This window comes from Paractinoplanes ovalisporus (assembly GCF_016834655.1).
Taxonomy (GTDB): Bacteria; Actinomycetota; Actinomycetes; order Mycobacteriales; family Micromonosporaceae; genus Actinoplanes; species Actinoplanes ovalisporus.
In genome coordinates this window covers 314,807-335,535 of the sequence record NZ_JAENHP010000006.1, presented here as the reverse complement: position 1 = coordinate 335,535, position 20,729 = coordinate 314,807, and the positions used below count along the sequence as shown (strand labels likewise).

At 69.9% G+C, this 20,729-nt stretch carries 18 protein-coding genes; 6 read left to right on the top strand and 12 right to left on the bottom strand.

What is annotated here, in order from left to right; genetic code table 11:
• Window positions 1-26: 26 nt before the first annotated feature.
• Window positions 27-1,640, bottom strand: coding sequence for an alpha/beta hydrolase (locus JIG36_RS21605; protein WP_203378145.1), 1,614 nt, complete (start codon window positions 1,638-1,640; stop codon window positions 27-29).
• An 86-nt stretch (window positions 1,641-1,726) separates the two neighbouring features.
• The gene (locus tag JIG36_RS21600; RefSeq protein WP_203378144.1) at window positions 1,727-2,938 is read right to left on the bottom strand and encodes an MFS transporter; all 1,212 of its coding nucleotides are present in this window, start codon (window positions 2,936-2,938) and stop codon (window positions 1,727-1,729) included.
• Window positions 2,939-3,035: 97 nt separating this feature from the next.
• Here JIG36_RS21600 and JIG36_RS21595 point away from each other — a divergent pair, with 97 nt between their 5' ends.
• From JIG36_RS21595 to JIG36_RS21585, 3 genes are read left to right on the top strand one after another with little or no spacing between them, the layout of a single operon-like run.
• The gene (locus tag JIG36_RS21595) at window positions 3,036-3,620 is read left to right on the top strand and encodes a TetR/AcrR family transcriptional regulator (protein ID WP_203378143.1); all 585 of its coding nucleotides are present in this window, start codon (window positions 3,036-3,038) and stop codon (window positions 3,618-3,620) included.
• Between the two features lie 57 nt (window positions 3,621-3,677).
• On the top strand, window positions 3,678-4,025 hold the full coding sequence (locus JIG36_RS21590) for a hypothetical protein (RefSeq protein ID WP_203378142.1): 348 nt from the start codon (window positions 3,678-3,680) through the stop codon (window positions 4,023-4,025).
• 52 nt (window positions 4,026-4,077) lie between these two features.
• Window positions 4,078-4,473, top strand: coding sequence for a nucleotidyl transferase AbiEii/AbiGii toxin family protein (locus tag JIG36_RS21585; protein WP_203378276.1), 396 nt, complete (start codon window positions 4,078-4,080; stop codon window positions 4,471-4,473).
• Window positions 4,474-4,518: 45 nt separating this feature from the next.
• Here JIG36_RS21585 and JIG36_RS21580 read toward each other — a convergent pair whose 3' ends face one another.
• Window positions 4,519-6,297: an MFS transporter gene (locus JIG36_RS21580; protein WP_203378141.1), complete on the bottom strand. Its 1,779-nt coding sequence runs from the start codon at window positions 6,295-6,297 to the stop codon at window positions 4,519-4,521.
• 73 nt (window positions 6,298-6,370) lie between these two features.
• Window positions 6,371-6,820, bottom strand: a complete 450-nt coding sequence (locus tag JIG36_RS21575; RefSeq protein ID WP_307872836.1) for a MarR family winged helix-turn-helix transcriptional regulator — start codon at window positions 6,818-6,820, stop codon at window positions 6,371-6,373.
• Between the two features lie 95 nt (window positions 6,821-6,915).
• Here JIG36_RS21575 and JIG36_RS21570 point away from each other — a divergent pair, with 95 nt between their 5' ends.
• The gene (locus tag JIG36_RS21570) at window positions 6,916-7,449 is read left to right on the top strand and encodes a hypothetical protein (RefSeq protein ID WP_236047853.1); all 534 of its coding nucleotides are present in this window, start codon (window positions 6,916-6,918) and stop codon (window positions 7,447-7,449) included.
• On the opposite strand, the gene JIG36_RS21565 is transcribed toward JIG36_RS21570, so the two are convergent.
• The 7 genes from JIG36_RS21565 to JIG36_RS21530 all read right to left on the bottom strand — a co-directional run bounded on the left by JIG36_RS21565 (window position 7,446) and on the right by JIG36_RS21530 (window position 14,649).
• A complete protein-coding gene (locus tag JIG36_RS21565) occupies window positions 7,446-7,754 on the bottom strand; it encodes a hypothetical protein (protein WP_203378140.1) in 309 nt (102 codons plus the stop codon). The two genes, JIG36_RS21570 and JIG36_RS21565, sit on opposite strands and share 4 nt — an antisense overlap.
• A 388-nt stretch (window positions 7,755-8,142) precedes the next feature.
• A complete protein-coding gene (locus JIG36_RS21555) occupies window positions 8,143-9,654 on the bottom strand; it encodes an APC family permease (RefSeq protein ID WP_203378139.1) in 1,512 nt (503 codons plus the stop codon).
• A gap of 53 nt (window positions 9,655-9,707) precedes the next feature.
• A complete protein-coding gene (locus JIG36_RS21550) occupies window positions 9,708-10,697 on the bottom strand; it encodes a zinc-dependent alcohol dehydrogenase family protein (protein ID WP_203378138.1) in 990 nt (329 codons plus the stop codon).
• A complete protein-coding gene (locus JIG36_RS21545; RefSeq protein ID WP_203378137.1) occupies window positions 10,694-11,509 on the bottom strand; it encodes a carbohydrate ABC transporter permease in 816 nt (271 codons plus the stop codon). Before JIG36_RS21545 ends, JIG36_RS21550 begins: the two co-directional genes overlap by 4 nt.
• 28 nt (window positions 11,510-11,537) lie before the next feature.
• Window positions 11,538-12,386, bottom strand: coding sequence for a carbohydrate ABC transporter permease (locus tag JIG36_RS21540; RefSeq protein ID WP_307872835.1), 849 nt, complete (start codon window positions 12,384-12,386; stop codon window positions 11,538-11,540).
• Between the two features lie 84 nt (window positions 12,387-12,470).
• The gene (locus JIG36_RS21535) at window positions 12,471-13,832 is read right to left on the bottom strand and encodes an ABC transporter substrate-binding protein (RefSeq protein WP_203378135.1); all 1,362 of its coding nucleotides are present in this window, start codon (window positions 13,830-13,832) and stop codon (window positions 12,471-12,473) included.
• A 55-nt stretch (window positions 13,833-13,887) separates the two neighbouring features.
• Window positions 13,888-14,649 carry a DeoR/GlpR family DNA-binding transcription regulator gene (locus JIG36_RS21530; protein ID WP_203378134.1) on the bottom strand — a complete coding sequence of 254 codons (762 nt, stop codon included), beginning with the start codon at window positions 14,647-14,649 and terminating at the stop codon, window positions 13,888-13,890.
• A 263-nt stretch (window positions 14,650-14,912) separates the two neighbouring features.
• Here JIG36_RS21530 and JIG36_RS21525 point away from each other — a divergent pair, with 263 nt between their 5' ends.
• Both JIG36_RS21525 and JIG36_RS21520 read left to right on the top strand, forming a co-directional pair.
• Complete coding sequence (locus tag JIG36_RS21525; protein ID WP_307872834.1) at window positions 14,913-17,144, top strand: putative bifunctional diguanylate cyclase/phosphodiesterase; 2,232 nt, start codon at window positions 14,913-14,915, stop codon at window positions 17,142-17,144.
• Window positions 17,145-17,422: 278 nt separating this feature from the next.
• Entirely contained in the window at window positions 17,423-18,358 is a 936-nt protein-coding gene (locus tag JIG36_RS21520; protein WP_236047852.1) for an aminoglycoside phosphotransferase family protein, read from the top strand.
• Window positions 18,359-18,390: 32 nt separating this feature from the next.
• Here the strand turns inward: JIG36_RS21520 and JIG36_RS21515 are convergent, their stop codons facing one another.
• Entirely contained in the window at window positions 18,391-20,637 is a 2,247-nt protein-coding gene (locus tag JIG36_RS21515; RefSeq protein ID WP_203378132.1) for a putative bifunctional diguanylate cyclase/phosphodiesterase, read from the bottom strand.
• Between the last annotated feature and the right edge of the window lie 92 nt (window positions 20,638-20,729).

The following is a 20,729-nucleotide window of genomic DNA, read 5'->3' as shown; positions in this document are numbered from 1 at the left end:
CCCGTGGGCGGGGGTCGTGAGCGTGATCACCGGCCGGCGATGAGTTTCTGCATCTCCAGGCGCTCGGCGGGCACGGGTACCCGCTTGGCCTTGGTGTCGGCCGTGGCCGCGGCGACCGGCGCCGGCGGCTCGATCGGCGAGCAGCGCTTGTCCGAGCGCTCGCCGGACTGCCGCTCGGGCAGCTTGCCGGTGGCCAGGTAGTCGGCGATCGTGTCGTCCACGCACCGGTTGCCATAGAGCGAACCGGAGTGGGTCGTGCCGCCGACCCCCTCGACCAGCACCGAGCGCGGGAACCGCTTGCGGGCCTCGAGGGCGCCGCTGAACGGGGTGGCCGCGTCGAGCGTCTCGCTGATCATCAGGACCGGCGGGACGGTCTCGCCCGAGACGGTCACCGGGATGCCGCTGGGCGCCGCCCAGTTGCGGCAGGGCGCGTTGTACCAGGCGTTGGCCCAGGTCTCGAACGGCGCCTTGCGGTGCACCTCCCAGTTGTCCGAGGTCCACTTGGTCCAGCTCTTGGGCCAGGCGGCGTCGGTGCACTGGGTGGCCAGATAGACCGCGTAGTTGTTGTCGGCGTCCCGGCCCTGCGGGTTGTTGGCGTCGTAGAGCTTGCGCAGCCCGCTCGGGTCGCCCTCGCGCACCCAGCCGCTGAAGGCGCGGGCGATGTCGGCCCAGCCGAACGTGTAGTAGCCGGCCTGCAGGAAGATGTCGGTCAGCTCGGACGGGCCGATCACGCCGCCGGCCGGCTTGCGGGTCAGGTCCTTCTGCTCGTCGTAGAAGCGCTTACGCACCTCCCGGGCGGTCCGGCCGAGGCGGTAGACCTTGTGGTTCTCGGCCAGCCAGGCGAAATAGACCTGGATGTTGCGGTCGAACGCCAGGTCCTGGTCGAGGTTCGAGTCGTACCAGACACGGGTCGGGTTGACCACGCCGTCGAGCACCATGCGGCGTACGCGCTCGGGGTAGCGCGTGGCGTACACCTGGCCCAGGTAGGTCCCGTACGAGAAGCCGTAGAAGTTGATCTGACGGGCGCCCAGCTCGTACCGGATCAGGTCCATGTCCCGCACGGTGTCGAGCGTCTTGAGGTGGCCGAGCAGGTCACCGCCGGCCTTCGCGCACGCCTTGGCATACGCCTCGGTCCGCTTGAGCCAGGTCCTCTCGATCTTCGAGCTGGTCGGCACGTACGGCGGACGGTTGTACCCCGTATAGTCGTCGTCGCAGCTCAGCGACGGCTTGCTGGCGCCGACACCGCGCGGGTCGAAGCCGATCCAGTCGTACGCCGCCCCGGCCTGCTTCGGCACCAGCGAACCGAGCACCGACAGCCCGCGGCCCTTGGCCCCCGGCCCGCCCGGGTTGACGAACATGACGCCCTGGAACTTGGCGTCCGGGACGGTGTGCTTGATCCGCGACACCGCGATCTGGATCTTCTTGCCGTTCGGCGCGGAGTGGTCCAGGGGCACGCTGACGAAGCCGCAGTCGGCCTTGTGCGTACGCAGGGAGGGGTCGGTGCAGGCGCTCCACCGGATCGAGTGGGCGGCTCGCGCGTAACCCGGCCCGTCGGTCCGCTCGTTCGCCGCCCGCGCGTCGCCGGGGGCTCCGATCACCGCCAAGGCGATCGTGGTGGCCGCCGCCAGAAGTCGTCTCATGCCAGCCTCTCGTGTCCAATTCGCCCCAATATGGTGAGGCGTGGGCGACCCGATCGGGGGTCGTCCACGCCGGAGCGAACGGTTTTTCAGCCCTTTGTACAAATTCGCTGGGCCATGAGGGCAACTGCGCCGAGGGCCGCCACCACCAGTCCGTAGACGAGCGCGGTGGCGTGCAGTCCGGCCGAGGTGGCGGCGAAACCGGCGATCACAGCGGGGACGCTGAAGGCCACGTACGCGATGACGAGCGCGACCGCGAACAGCTCGCCCCGCTCGTGCGGGGCAGCCAGGACGGCCAGCGTGCCGAACGAGGCCAGCGCCGACGCGCCGAACCCGACCCCGGAGATCACGGTGCCCGCCGCGGCCAGGGCGGCACTGCTCCACTCCAGCCCGGCGACGCTGACGACGGCACCGGCGGTCAGCAGGCTCCCGGCGATGGTGAGCACCCGCTTCGTCGGGACGTTCCGCAGCGCGTACGAGGTCAGGGCCCCCGTGCCGCAGAGCAGGGTGACCACCAGGCCGCCGATGAGGTGGCTGCTCAGCCCGAACACGCCGGCCGCGACCGACGGGCCGAGGGAGAGGTAGAGGCCGCCGATGGCCCAGCTCGCCACGATGATCGGCACGAGCGCGAGCACGTCGGCGCGCAGACGGGCCGGAACACCCAGCCTGGGCGCGAGGGAGGCGGCGGCGCCGGGGCGGCGGGCCGAGGTCTCGGGGATGCGGGCCACCACGATCGCGGCCAGGATCATGCCGGCCAGCAGCAGCGCCCAGACGAAGTGGGTGGGCGAGGGGCCGTACTGGACCAGCGCCCCGCACCCCAGGGCGCCGATGGCCAGACCGGCGACCGGCGCGATGCCGTTGATCAGGCCGGCCCGTCCGGGCGCGTGCGGCGGGTTCAGGTCGACCAGCGCCGCGCCCAAGGTGGTCATAGCGGCACCGGTCGCGATGCCCTGCAGCAACCGCGCGGTGAGCAGGATGCCGACGTCACCGGCGGTCAGGAAGAGGATCAGCGAGATCGCCTCGAGCCCGATCGCCGCGGCCAGCACCGGACGGCGGCCGATGTGGTCGGAGAGCGCGCCGAGCATGACCAGCGACCCGATCAGGCCCACCACGTAGACGGCGAAGATCACCGTGAGCGTGGTCGCGGAGAAGCCCCACAGGTGCTGATAGACGACGTAGAGCGGGGAGGGCGCGGCGGACGCGGCGGCGAACGTCACGAAGATGGCGGCGATCGCGGCGAAGGCGACCGGGCGGGACAGTCGTCGGCTGCTGCTTCGCACCGGCTGGGCGACGGCGGTCATGGGGTTGCCTCCGGGCATTTGGCTTCGACTTCCGACAGACAGGTCTGTCTGATTCACTGCCGAAGACTAGACAGACCTGTCTGGTATCGTCAACCGCATGTCCGCCGCATCACCCTCCACGGCCCGCAAGGCCTCCGCCCGCGACCGCCTGCTGGCCGCCGCGGACGAGCTGTTCTACGCCGAAGGTGTCCACACCGTCGGCATCGACCGCATCATCGAGCGCGCCGGCGTCGCCAAGGCCTCGCTCTACAGCACCTTCGGCAGCAAGGACGAGCTGGTCCGGGCCTACCTGGAGGGCCGGCACAGCCTGCGCCGCACCCGCATGCTGGACGGTCTGGAGCGCTACGACGACCCCCGCGACCGCCTGCTCGGCGTGTTCGAGGTGCTGGCCGAACTGGCCGGCGCCGCTGGTTTCCGGGGTTGCGCCTTCTACAACGCCAGCGCCGAGTCCCCCGCCGGCGGCCCGGTCGAGGAGGTCTCGACCGCCAACCGCGCCTGGACCCGGGGCCTGTTCCACGAGCTGGCCCGCGACGCCGGCGCCCGCGACCCGGCCGCCCTGGCCGACCAGCTGGTCGTCCTCTACGACGGCGCCACCGTCGGCGCGCGCATGGACAAGCGGGCCGAGGCCGCCCTGACCGCCCGCGGCATAGCCGCCTCCCTGCTGGCCGCCGCCACGCTCTGAGCCCGCCGCGCCGGCGTAGCTCACCGTAGAATCGAAATGCCGGGAGAAGGAGGGGAAATGGCAAGCAGTGCGCCACCGGGTTCGCGATATGCGGACCAGAGGCACTACGTGGTTGCCACCAGCCTGGCCGATCTCCGTGGTCCGGTCAGCGGCACGGTCAACCTCGACCGGTCCCTCGACTGGTCAGGTGACGCTACCTACGACTTGGACGACCCCGGCGACATGCAGGTCCTTTACCAGACCGTTCTGAACCAGGCGGCCACCGAGGACGACCTGCGCCGGTGGCTGCACGACGAGACCCTGCGCCGGCTGTGGCCCGCGTTGTGGCTCCCCGCACGGTTGCGGGCGCTCTGGCAGGCCAGGTTCCCCGAGCTGGCTCAGTCGTCGCAGGCGCTAGCCGGCTGAGGATGGAGCCCGGTCTTCTCAGCAGTTCGAGACCTTCGCCCGCCTCGCGGTCATCGAGCCCGATCCGCCCCAGCAGGCGTACAAGGTTGAGCTGGCTGCCAACTGGCGCTCGCTTCCGCCGGTGATGATGGATGTCGGCCCGGTCCTGCACATCGACGACGTTGTCGCGGGAAAGATGTCAGCGCTTTTCACCAGGGCAGAACCGCGGGACTTCCTGGATGTCGACGCCGCATTGACGACGGGCCGATTCACGCGAGAGCAACTGCTCGAACTTGCCGAGCACGCGGATGCCGGCTTCGACCGCATGGTCTTCGCCGACCTGCTGGGGATGCTGACGAGATACCCCGATCGACGCTTTGCTGCCTACCAAGCCGATTCTGAACGCATAGCCGCCATGCGCAGACGCTTCGCAGAGTGGCGCGACGAGCTTCGAGGACCGCAGACCTAGGTCGTGCGGGCCCGCCGTCGACCAGCGGGCCCGCGTAACTCCGGCTCAAACCGTACGGATGGATCCTTCGCCGTCCAGGGGCTCGGCGACCGGGGTGGCCGGGCTCAGGGGCTGGGCGTCGGAGAGTTCGGCCTTGACCTCGGACTCGTGCGCGACGAAGTCGGAGGCCGGGGCCGGCTTGGCCTTGACCAGGGAAGCGATCGCGCCGACCACGGCCATCGCGATGGCCAGCCAGAAGACGATCACCAGGCCGTCGTGGAAGGGCTCGGAGATCAGCTGGGGGAAGAACTCCAGGCCGGTCAGGCGGGCCGCGTTGTCGGCGGGCAGGGCGCCCAGCACCTGAGGTCCGAGCAGTTCGCCGATCGGGTTGTAGCCGAGGAAGGCCGCGAACAGGGTGCCCACCGGCGGCAGCGCGGCGATCGACGCGGCCGTGTCGGCGGGAACGCCCTGGCCGGTCAGGCCGCTGCTCAGGGTGCCGGGCAGCGAGTCGGCCAGGCCGGCCACCATCAGCGAGAAGAAGATGCCGATGGACAGCACCTGCCCGGCGTTCTGGAAGGTGGCCCGCATGCCGGAGGCGGCGCCGCGCATGTCGGCCGGGACGCTCGACATGATCAGCGACGTGTTGGGGGCCGCGAACAGGCCACCGCCGAGGCCGTTGACGAAGATGAGCACGGCGAACACCACGTAGTTGAAGTTGCCGGGCAACAGCAGCAGGCCCACAAAGGACACAGCCATCACCAGCAAGCCACCGGAGGCGAACGGGCGCGGGCCGAACCGGTCGGACAGGAAGCCCGCGACCGGACCGGCGGCCAGGAAGCCGATCGTCATCGGGACCAGGTAGATGCCGGCCCAGAGCGGGGTCGACTCGTAGTCGTAACCGTGCAGCGGCAACCAGATCCCCTGCAACCAGATGATCAGCATGAACTGCAGACCGCCGCGGGCCACGCTGGCCAGCAGGTTGGCGGCGTTGCCACTGGTGAAGGCGAGGTTCTTGAAAAGCGCCAGCGGGAACATGGGCTCCGGCACGCGGGTCTCGATCACCCCGAACGCGACGAGCACCAGCGCCCCGCCGATCAGTCCGATCAGGACCCACGGGTTGGTCCAGCCCATCGTGTGCCCGCCGTACGGCTGGATTCCGTACGTGATGGCCGCCAGAACCGCCGTGAGCCCGACCGCGAACGTCGCGTTGCCCCACCAGTCGATCTTCGCTCTGCGGCGGACGCCGGTGTCGTGCAGCGAGCGGTAGGCCCACACCGTGCCGAGGATGCCGAGCGGGATGTTGACCCAGAAGATCGACCGCCAGTCCCACTCGGCCAGCACACCGCCGAGCACCAGGCCGATGAACGAGCCGGCCAGGGCCGAGACGATGTTGACGCCGAGCGCCATGCCGCGCTGTTTGGCCGAGAACGCGTCGGTGATGATCGCGGCCGAGTTGGCCATCAGCATCGCGCCGCCGACCGCCTGCAGCACCCGCCAGCCGATGAGCCAGAGCGCGCCGCCGCTGCCGTCGAACGGGTCCAGCGACAGGATGATCGAGGTGAGGGTGAAGATGGCGAAGCCGGCGTTGTAGATCTTGACGCGGCCGTACATGTCGCCGAGTCGTCCCAGGGTGACCACCAGGACCGCGGTGACCAGCATGTATCCGATCAGCATCCAGAGCAGATAGCTGACGTTGCCGGGCTCGAGGGGGTCGACGTGGATGCCCTTGAAGATCGCGGGGAGCGAGATCAGCACGATCGACGCGTTGATCGTCGCCAGCAGGGTGCCGAGGGTCGTGTTCGACAGCGCGATCCACTTGTAGCGCGGATGATCCACGGATAGCACGCAGGCCTCCTATTTAGGTATATTTCGGGCACCGATGGCCGCGCGGCTAGGGGGAGCCGGCGACCCGGAGCCGCTAGGTGGCCCGCTCGGCGGCGAAGTCGCTGAGCTTCTCGAGGGCCGGGAGCGCGGCCACCACGGCCGCGTGCTCCTCGGGGGTCAGGCCCTGCAACAGCTCGGACAGCGCCGCCGCCCGCACCGCGCGACGGTGGGCCACGGCGGCCCGGCCGGCGTCGGTGATGCTGACGACCACGGCCCGCCCGTCGGTGGGGTCGTCCGTGCGCTCGGCCAGCCCCTCCTTCTCCAGGCGGGTCACCAGCTGCGTCATCGCGGGCTGGCTGATTCCCTCGGGGGCATAGAGCTCGCTGAGGCGGTGCGGTCCGGAGCGCTCGAGCCGCCGCAGCGTCGACGCCGCGGTCAGGCTGAGCGGCCCGCGCGGCGTGAGCCGGCGGAGCGTCTCGTAGAAGCGCTCGAACCCTGAGGCGATGGCGGCATCAGTGTCCGTGATGGCGGTGGCAGGCTGCACTCCCCTTTTATATCACCAGCTTATGAATGACGGTTCCCCCGAAAGCGCCGGACTGTCGAGCTGACGCACACCGGACGAAATGTCACCATGCAGTCATGGACGAGCAAACCCTCGACCACGTACCGGCCATGGAGGCCTGCTCCTGGCTGCGCCCGCACCTGGGCACCACCACCGGCGGCGGCCGCGCTCCCCGCGAGCACGTCTCGGCCCTGCGCCACGTCGCCCGCACCCTGGACGCCGACCCACGCTGGCGCTCCTGGTGGCAGCAGACCGGGCTCTCCGCCTGCGAACTGGGCATCGTCGCCGAGGGGCGGCTCGACCACCTGCGGCCCAGCGCCGACATCCGCCGGCTGGACGACTGCCTGTGGGCCAACTTCACCTGCGCGCTGCCGGACGGCACCCCACCGGCCGCAGCCACCCGCGCCGCGACCGAGGAGGTCCGCGCGATGTTCGAGGTGATCCGGCAGGCCCTCACCCTCACCGCGCTGCCACCCACACCACAGGTGCCGAGCCTGCCGACCGACGCCCCCGAGGTGCCGGTCACCGCGAAACGCCTGCCCCCGGCGGCCCACGAGCGCGAACAGCGGGGCTATCTGACCCTGACCGAGATCCAGGAGTTCTTCTCCTAGGACCAGGTCAGCGCCACGAGCTCGCGGAGCTGCGTGAGCGCCGCCGGCTTGGCGGGCCCGTCGGGGAGCTCACGACGGGCGGTCGCGACCAGGTCCGCACGCAGCAGCGCGTAGATCTCCTCCTGGCCGGCGTCGGGGAGGTCGGGGATCCAGAGGCTGCCGAGGTTCTCCGCGACGACCATGCGGAGCCAGTCGGCCGTCTTCTGGTCGCCGAGCCGCGGAATGAGGTATTCCAGCGTCCACTCGAACAGACCACCCGTCGACTGCCAGTCCCGGCCCGGCCGGACCATGATGAGTGCCGCCATTGTGCCCGCCCAAGAATGAAGACACGCGGTGCCAGACCTCGCTCCGCCAGGAACCTTTCCACCCTTGCCACCTGGTCGGCGGTGAACAGCGAAACGTCCACCGGCACCAGGTCCGCCTTCTTGAGGTGCAGCACGATCTGCTGCGAGAACCGCGTCCACTGCTGATCGAACCGGTGCGCCGCGAACGGGCCCACCGCGTCGTAGGAGCGGCCGCCCTCGTCGAACCAGTCCGCCCGATGACCGGGTTCGGCCCGGGTCAGGCGTACGCCCAGTTCCACCTCGATGCGTACGGCGGTGACCGCCTCGTTGGGCCGGAACCGGCCGGTTGCCGGGTCCATGCCGAGCGCACGGATCCGTACCCTCTCGGGTCGCGGATCCGGCGCGCGCATCAGCGGTTCACACGCTCAGGCCGGTGCGCGCCCGGCTCTCGAGGCTCTTGCGGTTCCTCGGCGGCTCGAGGTCGCGGCACCTGCGGCGTTACCACCACCGGAGCACCACCCTGGCCGATGCCCGCATAGATCACCGGCCGGGTGGCCCGCAGTATCAGCGCGTGCAGCGCACCGATCAGTCCGACGGTCACCAGGGCCAGAGGCACAACCCACAGGCTTTCCCGTACGCCGAACAACGCACCAAGATCACGGAAGGCCAGATAACCCAGCGAGCCGAGCGCCACTGTGGACAGCACCGGGGCGACGAATCGGGTGTACGCGCCCTCGCCGTTCGGCACCTGGTTGAGGTGCAGCAGCGCGGCCACCGACGTGACCAGCAACAGCACCAGAATGCCGAGCCCGCCCGCGATCACCAGGCGGCGGCCGGCCAGCGGCGGATCGGCGACCCCGGCCACGGCCGCTCCCGCCAGCAGCAACGCGGCCACGGCGGACTGTGTCAAGGACGACGAGCGGGGTGCGAGCGTACGCCGGGAGGTGCGCCCCAGGGCGGCCGGGAGAACCCGCTCGCGGCCCAGGGCGAACAGGTAGCGGGAGATCGCGTGGTGCAGCGCCAGGATCGCCGCGAACAGGCCGGTGAGCAGCATCAACCGGCCCAGGGTGACGGCCCACGGCGCGAGGCGACCGGCGGCGAGGTCGAACAGCATCTCGGAGCCGCGGCCGCGGGCCAGCGCGGTGACCTGCCCGGCCCCGGCGGCCGTGCTCAACGACCACGAGGCGGTGGCCAGCAGGAGGGCGATCGCGGCCACGGTCACGTACGTGGCCAGGCCGGGATCTCGCCGCGGGCGGATCGACTCCTCGGCGTACGTGCCGGTGGTCTCGAAACCGGCGAAGGCGAGCAGGCCCACGACGAGCAACAACCCGAGGGCGCCCATGTCGACGCCGGACGGCACGAGGGTGGCCCGGGTGATCTGGCCGCCGCCGGGGTCGATGATGTTGGCCGCGGTGAACCCGGCCGTGACCGCGACCTCGGCCAGCACGAGCAGGGCGATCAGGCCGCTGCCGACCTCGGAGCGGATGGGACCGCAGAGCGCGACCAGCAACCAGCAGGCGGCGGCGACCGTCCACCACTGTGTCTCCAGACCGAACCAGCTGTTCAGCATGGGCGCCGCGGCCGCGCCGACCATGCCGTAGAGGCCGAGCTGAATGGCCTGGTAGCAGACGAGGGCGAGCCAGGCGGCGCCGACGCCGACCGGACGGCCCAGGCCGCGGGTGACATAGGTGTACATCGCCCCGGCGAACGGCGCGCGGTGGGCCATGGCCGAATATCCGGCCGAGAAGAGCAGGAGCACGATGCCCAGAGCCAGGAAGCTCAGAGGGACCAACGGCCCGCCGCCGGTGGCAGAGGCGGCGGGCACCACGTTGATCAGCACCGCGATCGGCGCGGTGGCGGCGAGCGCGAAGAACGCGACGGCGGCCGCGCCGAGCCGGCCCGGAGCCAGGGTCGTACTCACCCATCTATTTGATCTGAAGAGTGACTACCTGACAACTGGCCGTAAGGGTTCACTCACGGTTCGATGAGGATCTTCCTGCCGACCCCGGCCCGGAACTGGTCGAGAGCGAACGCGTAGTCGGCCAGCGGGAACCGGTGGCTGACGAAGATCGACGGGTCGAGCACCCCGGCCGCGAGCAGCTGACCGGCCCGGTCGAAGCTGTGCAGCACCGCCATCGAGCCGGTGATGGTGATCTCGCGCCGATAGATCTCGTACGGCTCGATCGCCACCCGGGCGTCGTAGTTGGAGACGCCGAACTGCAGGAAGGTGCCGCCCCGGCCGACCCGGGCCAGACCGTCCCTGATCGCCGCCTCGGCGCCGGTGCAGTCGATGACCACGTCCCAGCCGCGCGGGGCGTCGAGCTCGTCGGCCGAGGTGGTGGCCGCGGTGCAGCCGAGCTTGCGGGCGGTCTCGAGCCGGGCCGGATTGAGGTCCACCATGGACACCGACTCGGCACCGGCCCGCTTCGCGAGCTCGAGCATCATCAGGCCCATCGTCCCCGAGCCATAGATCAGGTACGAGGTGGCCATCGCCCGGGGCAGCACGTCGAATCCCCGTACGGCGCAGGAAAGCGGCTCGATGAGAGCGGCGTCCTTGGCCGCGAGGTGGCTCGGCAGCTGGAACAGGTTGGCCATCGGCGCCGCCACGAACTCGGCCGCGCCACCGGCCACCGACACCCCGATCGCGTTCCAGTTCTCGCACTGGTTGCCCCGGGCCCGCTTGCAGTAATAGCAGTAACCGCAGTACAGGGACGGGTCGACCGCGACCTGGTCGCCGACCGCATAGTCGGAGACCTCGGAGCCGACGGCGACGATCTCGCCGGCGAACTCGTGACCGGGCACGATCGGGAACGACGGGGCGAACTCGCCGTCCATGATGTGCAGGTCGGTGCCGCAGATGCCGACCGCGGCCGGCTTGACCACCACCTCGGTGGGACCGGGGGCCGGGTCCGGGACGTTCTGGATCTCGATCGTCCCGGGCGTGACCACGACCGCCGCTTTCACTTGACGGCTCCCATCGACAGACCACGGACCAGCTTGTTCTGCGCCACCCAGCCGGCGATGAGCACCGGCAGCGACACGATCGTGGCGGCGGCACAGAGCCGGGCCAGGAACGCGCCCTCGCTGGAGATGAACCCGACCAGGAAGATCGGCGACGTGCTGGCGTTGGTGGCCGTCAGGTTGACGGCCAGGAAGAACTCGTTCCAGGCGAAGATGAAGCAGATCAGCGCGGTGGCCGCGAGGCCGGGGCTGACGATCGGCAGGATGATCTTGCGGATCGAGGTGATCAGGCTCGCGCCGTCGACCTCGCCCGCCTCGAGCACCTCGCGCGGCACCTCGAGCAGGAACGACCGCATCATCCAGACCGCGAGCGGCAGGTTCATGCTCGTGTAGAGGATGACCATGGTCCACACGTTGTCGAGCATGCCCAGGTGCTTGACCAGCAGATAGACGGGCAGGAAGGCCGCCACCGCCGGCATCATCTTCGTCGTGATGAAGAAGAACAGCGAGTCGCTCCACTTGGCCACCGGCCGCAACGACAGGGCGTAGGCGGCCGGGGTCGCCAGCAACACGACCAGGATCGTCGAGAAGACGCTGGCCATCAGCGAGTTGAGCAGGAACGGCGTGATGTTGCGGTCGAAGACCTGGCCGTACTGGGCCAGGGTTGGCGCGAAGAACCAGCTCGGCGGGTTGGTGGCCGCGTCGGCCTCCTGCTTGAAGCTGGTCAGCACCATCCAGATGACCGGGAACACGAAGATGATCCCCGCGATCCAGGCCACCACGCCCCAGACCGAGTTCTGCAGCCGGGCCCTCATCGGTTCTCCTCCACCATGCACAGGGCCCTCATCGGTTCTCCTCCACCTTGAACAGGCCCGAGATGACCCGCAGGGCGAACGTGGCCACGATGATCGTCAGGATCACCACGATGACGCCGGCCGCGGAGGCCTCGCCGTACTCGAACTTGCGGAACATCGTCAGGTAGATCTCGTACGGCAGGTTGGTCGTCGCCGTGCCGGGACCGCCCTGCGTGATGCTGAAGATCGCGTCGAACGTGTTGACCAGATAGATCGAGCCGAGCAGGGCGCCCAGCTCCAGGTACTGCCGCAGATGCGGGATCGTCATCTTGGTGAAGATCTGCCAGGCGTTGGCGCCGTCGACGCGGGCCGCCTCGAGCACCTCGTGCGACTGCGACTGCAGGCCGGCCAGCAGGATCAGCATCATGAACGGCGTCCACTGCCACACCAGCGTGGTGATGACCGCGGCCTTCGGATAGGACGAGACCCAGTCGGTCGAGCCGCCGAAAAGACCGTTGATCAGGCCGTACGTCGGGTTGAAAAGCGCGTGCTTCCAGAGCAGCGCGGCGGCGATCGGCATCACCAGGAACGGCGTGATCAGCATGGTCCGGACGATCCCGCGGCCGAGGAACTTGCGGTCCAGCAGCAGCGCGAACACCAGGCCGAGGATGACCGAGAAGATCACCGCGCCGGCCGTGAGGACCACGGTGTTGAGCAGTGCCGACCGTAGCCGCGAGTCGGAGAGCACCGTGACGTAGTTGTCGAGCCAGACGAACGGCTTGTCCCCGGGCCGCAGGGCGTTCCAGCTCAGCGTCGAGAGGTAGAGCGTGTACAGGAACGGCACCTGCGTGACGATGATCGCGAAGATCAGCGCGGGCAGCAGCGGCGCCCGTCGCACCCAGCGGTCCTTTGCTCCGCCCTTGGTGGGCCGAGCAGGCGGCTGGGTCCGCCTGCTCGGCCGGGCTACCGTGGAGGTGCTCACTTACTTGTACTTCTTCGCCACGTCTTCGGCCTGCTTCTGACCGTCGGCCAGGGCCTTGTCGACCGTGTTGCTGCCGGCGATGGCCGCGCTCACCTCTTGCGACACCTTGGTGCCGAGGTCGGCGAACTCGGGGATGCCGACGAACTGCACGCCCAGGGCGGGCCGGGGCTGCACACCGGGGTTGGTCGGGTCGGCGTGCTCGATCGAGCCGAGGGTGACGTCCGCGAACGCCTTGGCCGACTCCTTGTACTCCGGGATCGAGTAGGTCGAGGTGCGCTTGCCGGACGGAACGCGCGACCAGCCGAGCTTCTCGCCGACCAGCTTCTCGTAGTCCTTGCTGGTCGCCCACGAGATGAACTTCCAGGCGGCGTCGGCCTTCTTGGTGGTCTTGGGCATGGCCCACGCCCACGTCCACAGCCAGCCGGAGTACTCGGTCTTGTTCACCGGGGCGTACGCGTAACCGACCTTGCCGGCCACCTTGCTGGCGTTCGGGTCCTCCAGGGTGCCGGCCGCCGAGGTGGCGTCGTACCACATGGCCGCCTTGCCCTGGCCGAACGTGTTGAGGCACTCGGTGAAGCCGGACTGCGGGGCGCCGGGCTGACCGTGCTGCTTGAGCAGGTTCACGTAGAAGTCGGTCGCCGCCTTGAACTCGGGCGAGTTGACCTGGGCGTTCCAGTCCTTGTCGAACCAGGTGCCGCCGTACGTGTTGACGACCGTGGTGAGCGGCGCGAACAGCTCACCCCAGCCGGGCAGTCCGCGCAGGCAGATGCCCGAGATGCCCTTGCTCTTGTCGTCGAGCTTGGCCGCGTACTCGGCGACCTGGGCCCACGTCGGCTTCTCGGGCATCGTGATGCCCTTGGCCTCGAAGAGCTCCTTGTTGTACATGAGGAACGACGACTCGCCGTAGAACGGGGCGGCGTACATCTTGCCGTCCTCGCCGCTCAGCGACGACACCATCGGCTTGATCAGGTCGTTCACGTCGTACGCGGAGTCGGCCTGGGCCTGCGTCGAGACCTCGTGCAGCCAGCCGTTCTTGGCCCAGATCGGCACCTCGTAGGCGCCCACGGTGGCGACGTCGTACTGTCCGCCCTGGTTGGCGACGTCCTGGGTCACCTTGTCGCGAAGTTCGTTCTCCGGGAGGATCGTGAACTTCACGGTGATCCCGGTCTGCTTGGTGAAGTTGTCGGCGGTCAGCTTCTGGATGTCCTCCATCTGCGGGTTGCCGACCATCAGCGCCGTGATGGTGTTGTCGGCGGAGTCGCCGCTGCCGCCGCCGGTCGAACCGGCGCCGGAACAGCCGGCCGTCACCAGCAGCACGCCGGCTGCCGCGGCAGCCGTCGCCATGGCGAGTTTTCTGGGCATGGTGGAACCTCCGTTTTATTCGAAAACGGCGAGTAGGGAGTAGTAAAACTTTGATTCAGACCCGGATGACCTGTGGTCCCAACCGGGCATAGCGGTTCGCCTCGGAAACCGGCAATGCGGTGTCCGTGACCAGTGACTCGAAATCAGATATCTCGGCGAATCGACAGAATGTGCGGACACCGAATTTCGTGTGAATGCCGACGAAGATGCGACGACGGGCCGCCGCCACCGCACGCGCCTTCACATCCGCGACGGCCGGGTCCGGCGTGGTGAGCCCGACCTCGCGGGAAATCCCGTTGGCCCCGACGAAGGCCAGGTCGATCACGAAGCCGGAGAGCATGTTGCCGGCCCAGTGGTCGACGGTGGCCAGGGTGCGCCCCCGCACCCGGCCCCCGAGCAGCAATACCGTGGCCGGCGTGGAGGCGGCCAGCCAGGCCGCGGTGTTGAGCGAGGCCGTCACCACGGTGAGCGGCCGGTCGGTGGGCAACGCCTCGGCGATCAGCTGAGGAGTGAAGCCCTCGTCGATGAAGATCGTCTCGGCGTCTCCGATCAGCCCGACCGCGGCGGCCGCGATCCGTCGCTTCTCGGGGACGCCGCGAATGGTCCGCATCGCGAGGTCGGTCTCGAATTTCGCGGTCTCCACCGGGTACGCGCCGCCATGCGTACGCCGAATCAGGCCGTGCTTTTCGAGCAGCCGCAGATCACGACGAATGGTTTCGGCCGAGACGTCGAGTTCCGCCGCGAGTTTCGCGACCTCGACCTCACCGTGCCGGCGGGCCAGCGCGACGATCTGATGCTGCCGCTCGTCCGCATTCAATTGCCGCCACCTCCGCCCTCGTTGACCGACCTATTTGTAACACCGAAGAAACCTGTGGCCTCCATCACAAGCTCCGCTGTTTCGTTGTTTACTTGCCCGTTTGCCCGGTCGCGAACTCCGGGCAAGATCACCTCAAAGTATGATCAAGCTCCCAAAACACTTGACCGTTTGCGCGGAAATCATGACCACATCGTGACCGGTCATGTGAGCTCGGGCGAGCCTGGATTCCTCAGATCCGCCCCGCCAGGGCCGACTTACAACCCGTGCTTGCGACGGATCAACTGACAGAGTTCCTGTCCGCGGTGGCCGACCGGCCCGCCGGACCGGCCGCGCATCACGCTGCCGTGGAGTGCGCCGCGCGCGCCCTCGACGCCGACGTCGCGATCCTGATGATCGACGGCGGGGTGGTGGCCTCCATCGGCCTGCCCGCCGACCAGGTTCCCGCGTACACGCTGGCCGAGATCGCGGTCGGCCGGCGCGCCAGCCTCGACCTGGGCGACGGCCGGTACGCGGTCACGTTCGCCACGATCAGCGGCACAAGTCCCGGCGTGCTGGTTCTGGGCCGGGTCAGCAGCCCGTTCACCGCCGAAGAGGTGTGCCTGCTCCGGGGCATGGCCCGCGTGCTCGAGCTCAGCCTCCAGTCGCTGCACGTCATCGAGTCCGAGCGCCGCTACGCCGAGGAGAACGGCCGGCTGCTCGGCTACCTCGACCACGGCCGCCGGGTCTTCGAGGAGCTCGGCAACGTCCAGCGGGCCATCGGGCGGCGTATGCCCGTACCGCAGGTCTTCGACATGGTCGCCGCCGCCGTGCGCGACCTGCTCGGTGTCGACATGGTCGCGATCAGCCTGCTCGATCGGGACGACCTCTCGGTGGGCAGCGTCGTCGCGTCGACCGGCGTGCCCGCCGACGTGGCGGCCAAGCTCCAGCGCGTCCCGGTCACGGCCGGCGGCGTCTCCGGCCTGGCCATCCTGGGCGACGAGCTGATCGCGGTCGAGGACTACACGACCTCGCCGATCGCGCTGTCCCCCATGACCTCCGCGCACCTCCGCTCGATCATGGCCACGCCCGTGCACGAGAACGGGCAGGTTTCGGGCAGCATCGCGGTCGGCACCTACGGCCGGCCGCGCGACTGGGACAAGCCGGCCCGCGAGATCCTGCAGGCCTTCGCCGACCACCTCAGCCTGGCGCTGACCGACGCGCGCACCCAGGAGGCGATGAACCAGGCGTTCCTGGACGCGCTGACCGGCCTGGCCACCCGGGCCCTGTTCCAGACCCGCCTGGAGGAGACGCTCAGCCCCACCGGTCCCGGCGGGGCCGTCCTCTTCGTCGACCTCGACCGTTTCAAGGTCGTCAACGACTCACTCGGGCACGCGGCGGGCGACAAACTGCTGACCGGTGTGGCGTCGCGGATCCAGAGCTGCCTGCGCGAGGGCGACACGGCCGCGCGTCTCGGCGGCGACGAGTTCGCCGTGCTGCTGCCCGGCCTGAACAGCGCGGCCGAGGCGATGCCGATCGCCGACCGCATCCTGACCGCGCTGCGCGAGCCGTTCGACCTGCTCGGCGCCGAGACGTTCATCAGCTCCAGCATCGGCGTCGCGTTCAGCGCGCCCGCCGAGCACGCCGGTTCGGTGCTCATGGTCCACGCCGACCTTGCGATGTATCAGGCGAAAAAGCTCGGCAAGGACCGGTACGAGGTGTTCGAGCCGGCCATGCAGGAGGCGTTCCAGGCCCACATCGCGCTGGAGGCCGACCTGCGCCGCGCGGTGCTGCGGCACGAGTTCGAGCTGCGCTACCAGCCGATCGTGCACCTGCGGACCAACGAGATCACCGGCGTCGAGGCCCTGATCCGCTGGATGCACCCCGAGCGCGGCATCGTGCCGCCGATGGACTTCATCCCGCTCGCCGAGGAGACCGGCATGATCGTGCCGATCGGCGAATGGGTGCTGCGCGAGGCCACCACCCGGGTCGCCGAGTGGAACGCCCGCCGCGAGGGCCCGCCGCTGACCGTCAGCGTCAACCTGTCGGCCGTGCAGCTCGACCAGGCCTCGCTGATCCAGGTCGTCGAGTCGGCGCTGACCGACGCCCACCTGCCGGCCTCGCAGCTCGTGCTCGAGCTGACCGAGTCGCTGCTGGTCGACCACCGCCCGGCCACGCTGCGGCGCCTCGAGGAACTCAAGGCGCTGGGCCTGCGCCTGGCCATCGACGACTTCGGCACCGGCTACTCGTCCCTGGCCTACCTGCGCCGCTTCCCGGTCGACATCATCAAGATCGACAAATCCTTCGTGGACGACGTGGTGGACGAGCCCACCGCGGCCGCCCTCACCCACGGCATCATCCAGCTGGGCCGCGCGCTGCAACTCTCGACGGTCGCCGAGGGCATCGAGCACGCCGGCCAGTTGACGTCGTTGGCGGGCGGCAACTGCGAGATGGGCCAGGGCTACTACTTCGCCGAGCCTTTGACCGGCGCCGCCCTCAACGACTTGCTCTTCCCCTGATCCCCACGCCCCGCCTCCCCGGACAGGCGGCCGCGTCACCGCCGCCCTGGATGGGCGGTCGCGTCTGGATGGGCGGTCGCGTCTGGATGGGCGGTCGCGTCACCGCCGCCCCTGGATGAGCAGTTACGCCACCACCTCCCCCACCCGCCCTGGGTCTAAGGAAGAGGCGCGCGCGCCCAGCGTAGGTCGCCGTGGGGAGCGGCCCAGGGTTATCCACACTCCCGCGTTGTCCACAGGGCGGACCCCGGGCCGTCGGCCGGCGGGCCAGAATGCTCGGCATGCGGGAGCGACCTGAGGGCCTGATCGACGACGATCTGCGGCGTGGACTCGCCGCCGGATGGGGCGTGCACGGGAAGCTGACCTACCTGCCCGTCGGCGCCGGCGGCTACCACTGGGCGGTCGGCGGCCGGTGGTTCGTCACGGTCGACACCCGGGGCGACGCCGCGGGGCTCGAACGGGCTCTGAGCACGGCCACGGCACTGCGGCTCCCCTTCGTGATCGCTCCCGTGCCCGCGGAGGACGGCACGACCGTACGGGCATTGAGCCCTCGACACCTGCTCTCCGTCTACCCGATGGTCGAGGGCGTCGCCGGTGATTTCGGGCCGCATCCGCCCGAGCAGCGTGACCGGGTGCTCGACCTGCTGATCGCGCTCCACCGGGCCACCCCGGCCGTGGCCTCGACGGCGCCGCGCACCGCCCTGCGGCTGCCGGGGCGAGCCGGGCTCGAGGAGGCCCTGAACGGCCTCGCACGGCCGTGGACGTCCGGGCCCTACGGCGAGGCGGCCCACCGGGTGCTGGCCGAGCATGCGGAACGGGTGCGCGGGTGGCTGGCCGAGTTCGACGACCTGGCCCGGGCCGCACGTGACCCGGCGGGGTGGGTGGTCACGCACGGCGAGCCACATCCGGGCAACTTCCTGCGTACGGCGGAAGGTCTTCGACTGATCGACTGGGACACCGTGCTTCTGGCGCCGGCCGAGCGTGACCTGTGGATGCTGACCGGCGCCATGTTCGGCAGCGGGCCGGGTGACGACGCCGAACTGCTGGGGCGCTACGAGCGGGAGACCGGGCGGAGGGTGTCGCCGGAGTTGATCGGGTTCTACCGGCTGTGGTGGATGTTGGCCGATATCGCGATCTACGCCGACGAGCTGCGCCGCCCGCACACGGCGAACGAGGACCGGGCGGCCTCCCTCACCTACTTGGCCGGCTACTTCTAGGCAGGGACGATCTACTGGGCGGGGACGAACCTCTAGGCGGGGACGGACGTCAAGGGCAGCATCGCCTCGAAGTCGGCGGCGGGCATAGGGCGGGCGAACAGGTAGCCCTGCGCGGCCCGGTAGCCGAGCCCACGCAGCCGCTCGGCCTGCTCCTCGGTCTCGACCCCCTCGGCGACGGCGTGCAGGCTCATCGCCTGGGCCAGGTGCGCGACGCCGGCCGCGACCGTGAGCCGGTCATCGGGCGCCGCCTGGCTGAACGAACGGTCGAGCTTGACCTCGTCGACCGGCACGTCGTGCAGCAGGCTCAGCGTCGAGCTGCCGGTGCCGAAGTCGTCGAGCGCAAACTTCACGCCGAGGTCGCGCAGGTCGCGCAGCACGGCCAGGGACTCCCCGGGCTCGACCGGCATCGACTCGGTGATCTCCAGGGTGACCCGTCCGGGAGCGACCCCGTGTTCCGCGAGCAGACCGGCCACGGTCTCGGCGAAGTCGGGCTCGCGCAGGTCCCGGGCCGAGATGTTGATGTTCACCGCGGTGCCGGCCGGCCAGGCCGACATGCGGCTCAGCACGGCCCGCAGCACCCAGCGACTGAGCGGGACGATCATCCCGGTGCGTTCGGCGACCGGGATGAAGGCGTCGGGCGCCAGCGTGCCGTGCGCGGGGTGGGCCCAGCGGACCAGGGCTTCGGCGCCCAGCACACGGCGGTCCCCGTCGAGGGCGACGATCGGCTGGAAGAGCAGGAACAGCTGGTCGTCACGGATCGCACCGGGAAGCTCGGCACCCAGGTCGGCGTTACCGGCCATCTCGGGCTGGTAGTGCAACGACGCCGTACCGGGAATGGCCTTGGCGGCGTACATCGCGATGTCGGCCTGCCGCAGCATCACGCTCGGGTCATCCCCGGCGCGCCCGTCGGCGATGCCGATGCTGGCCCGGATCGGCAGCTCGTGCCCGTCGGCCGACACGGGCGCCCGGAGCGAGTCGATCATGCGTTGAGCGGCGAGGTCGGCCGCCTGCGGGTCGGCGCCGTCGAGCACCACGACGAACTCGTCGCCGCCGAGGCGGGCCACCGTGTCCTCGGCGCGTACGCAGCCGTTCAGGCGCTGGGCGACCGCGATCAGCAGCTGGTCGCCGACCTCGTGCCCGAGCGTGTCGTTGACCTCCTTGAAGTCGTCGAGGTCGATCAGCGCGACGGCGACGGGCCGGCGGTCGGGCGCCTCCACGGCCCGCCGCAGCCGCTCGTGGAAGAGCACCCGGTTGGGCAGCTGGGTGAGCGCGTCGTGGGTGGCCCCGTGGTCGAGGCGCTGAAGCAGACGGCCGTTGTCGCGGAACGCGGTCATCTGGCGGATCACAACGACCGCGGTGAGCAGCACGGCCGCGACCACCACGATCCGGCGGTCGGCGCTGTCGGCCTGCCAGCTCACCGCGAGCAGCAGCCCGTCGACGGCGGCGACGGCCAGGTAGGGCAGGAAGCTGAACGGGCGCCGGCGGACCGGCTTCGCGCCGCGGAGCGGACCGGTCCGGGCGGCGCGCTGACGGCGGGTGGCGATCGCGGCGCAGAAGAAGAGCGCGGGCAGGTCGATCATGTCGGGGAACAGGTTGGGGTCGACCGGGGCGATCAGCGGTCGCAGGATCGGTCCGAGGGCGCCGATGGCCACCGCGACCCCGATCATGCGCAGGGCGCCCGCGGCCATGTGGTTCTGGCTGGTCAGCAGGAACTTGGCGACCGCGAAGACGGCGAGCAGCGCGAGCAGGCTCAGCGCCAGCGCCGGGTACTGCATCCGGGGGTCGTCCTCGAGCGCGTAGCGGGCCGAGAAGTGCCACAGGAAGACGGCGCAGGCCAGCATGACGGTGCTCGCGTCGAGCACCACCCGGAACAGCTCGCCCCGGGTCTGGGTGCCGTAGGGCAGGCGGAGCAGGGCATACATGACGAGCAGGACGGCGATGCCCTGGAACACGATCTGCCCGGCCCCGACACCCGCGCGGGCCGGGTCGGGCGCGCTGAGCACGTGATAGGCCTGGGCCGCGTTGCCGAGGCCGACCGGCACGCAGACCACGGCGATCCGGCCCCAGAACTGCCGGACCTGCGGCGGCAGGTGCTCGGTGCGGGCGGTTCGCCGGCTCTCGACCCCGAGCACCCCGGCCGCGATGACGCCGGGCAACCAGAGGACCACCCAGGGGATCACCGGTTCGACCGAGTTGATCGCGAACGCGACCACCGCGAACAGCAGCAACAACCCGGACGCGAGGAGTGGTCGGCCGGGCCGACCCCTGAGCACGCCCATCCGGTCCGCCTCTCGGTGAGAAAATTGCTTCCGGAGTCATCGGCGGGTGACCGGCAAAGGTGAGGAATCGCGCTGTGACCGAGGTCCCCGGC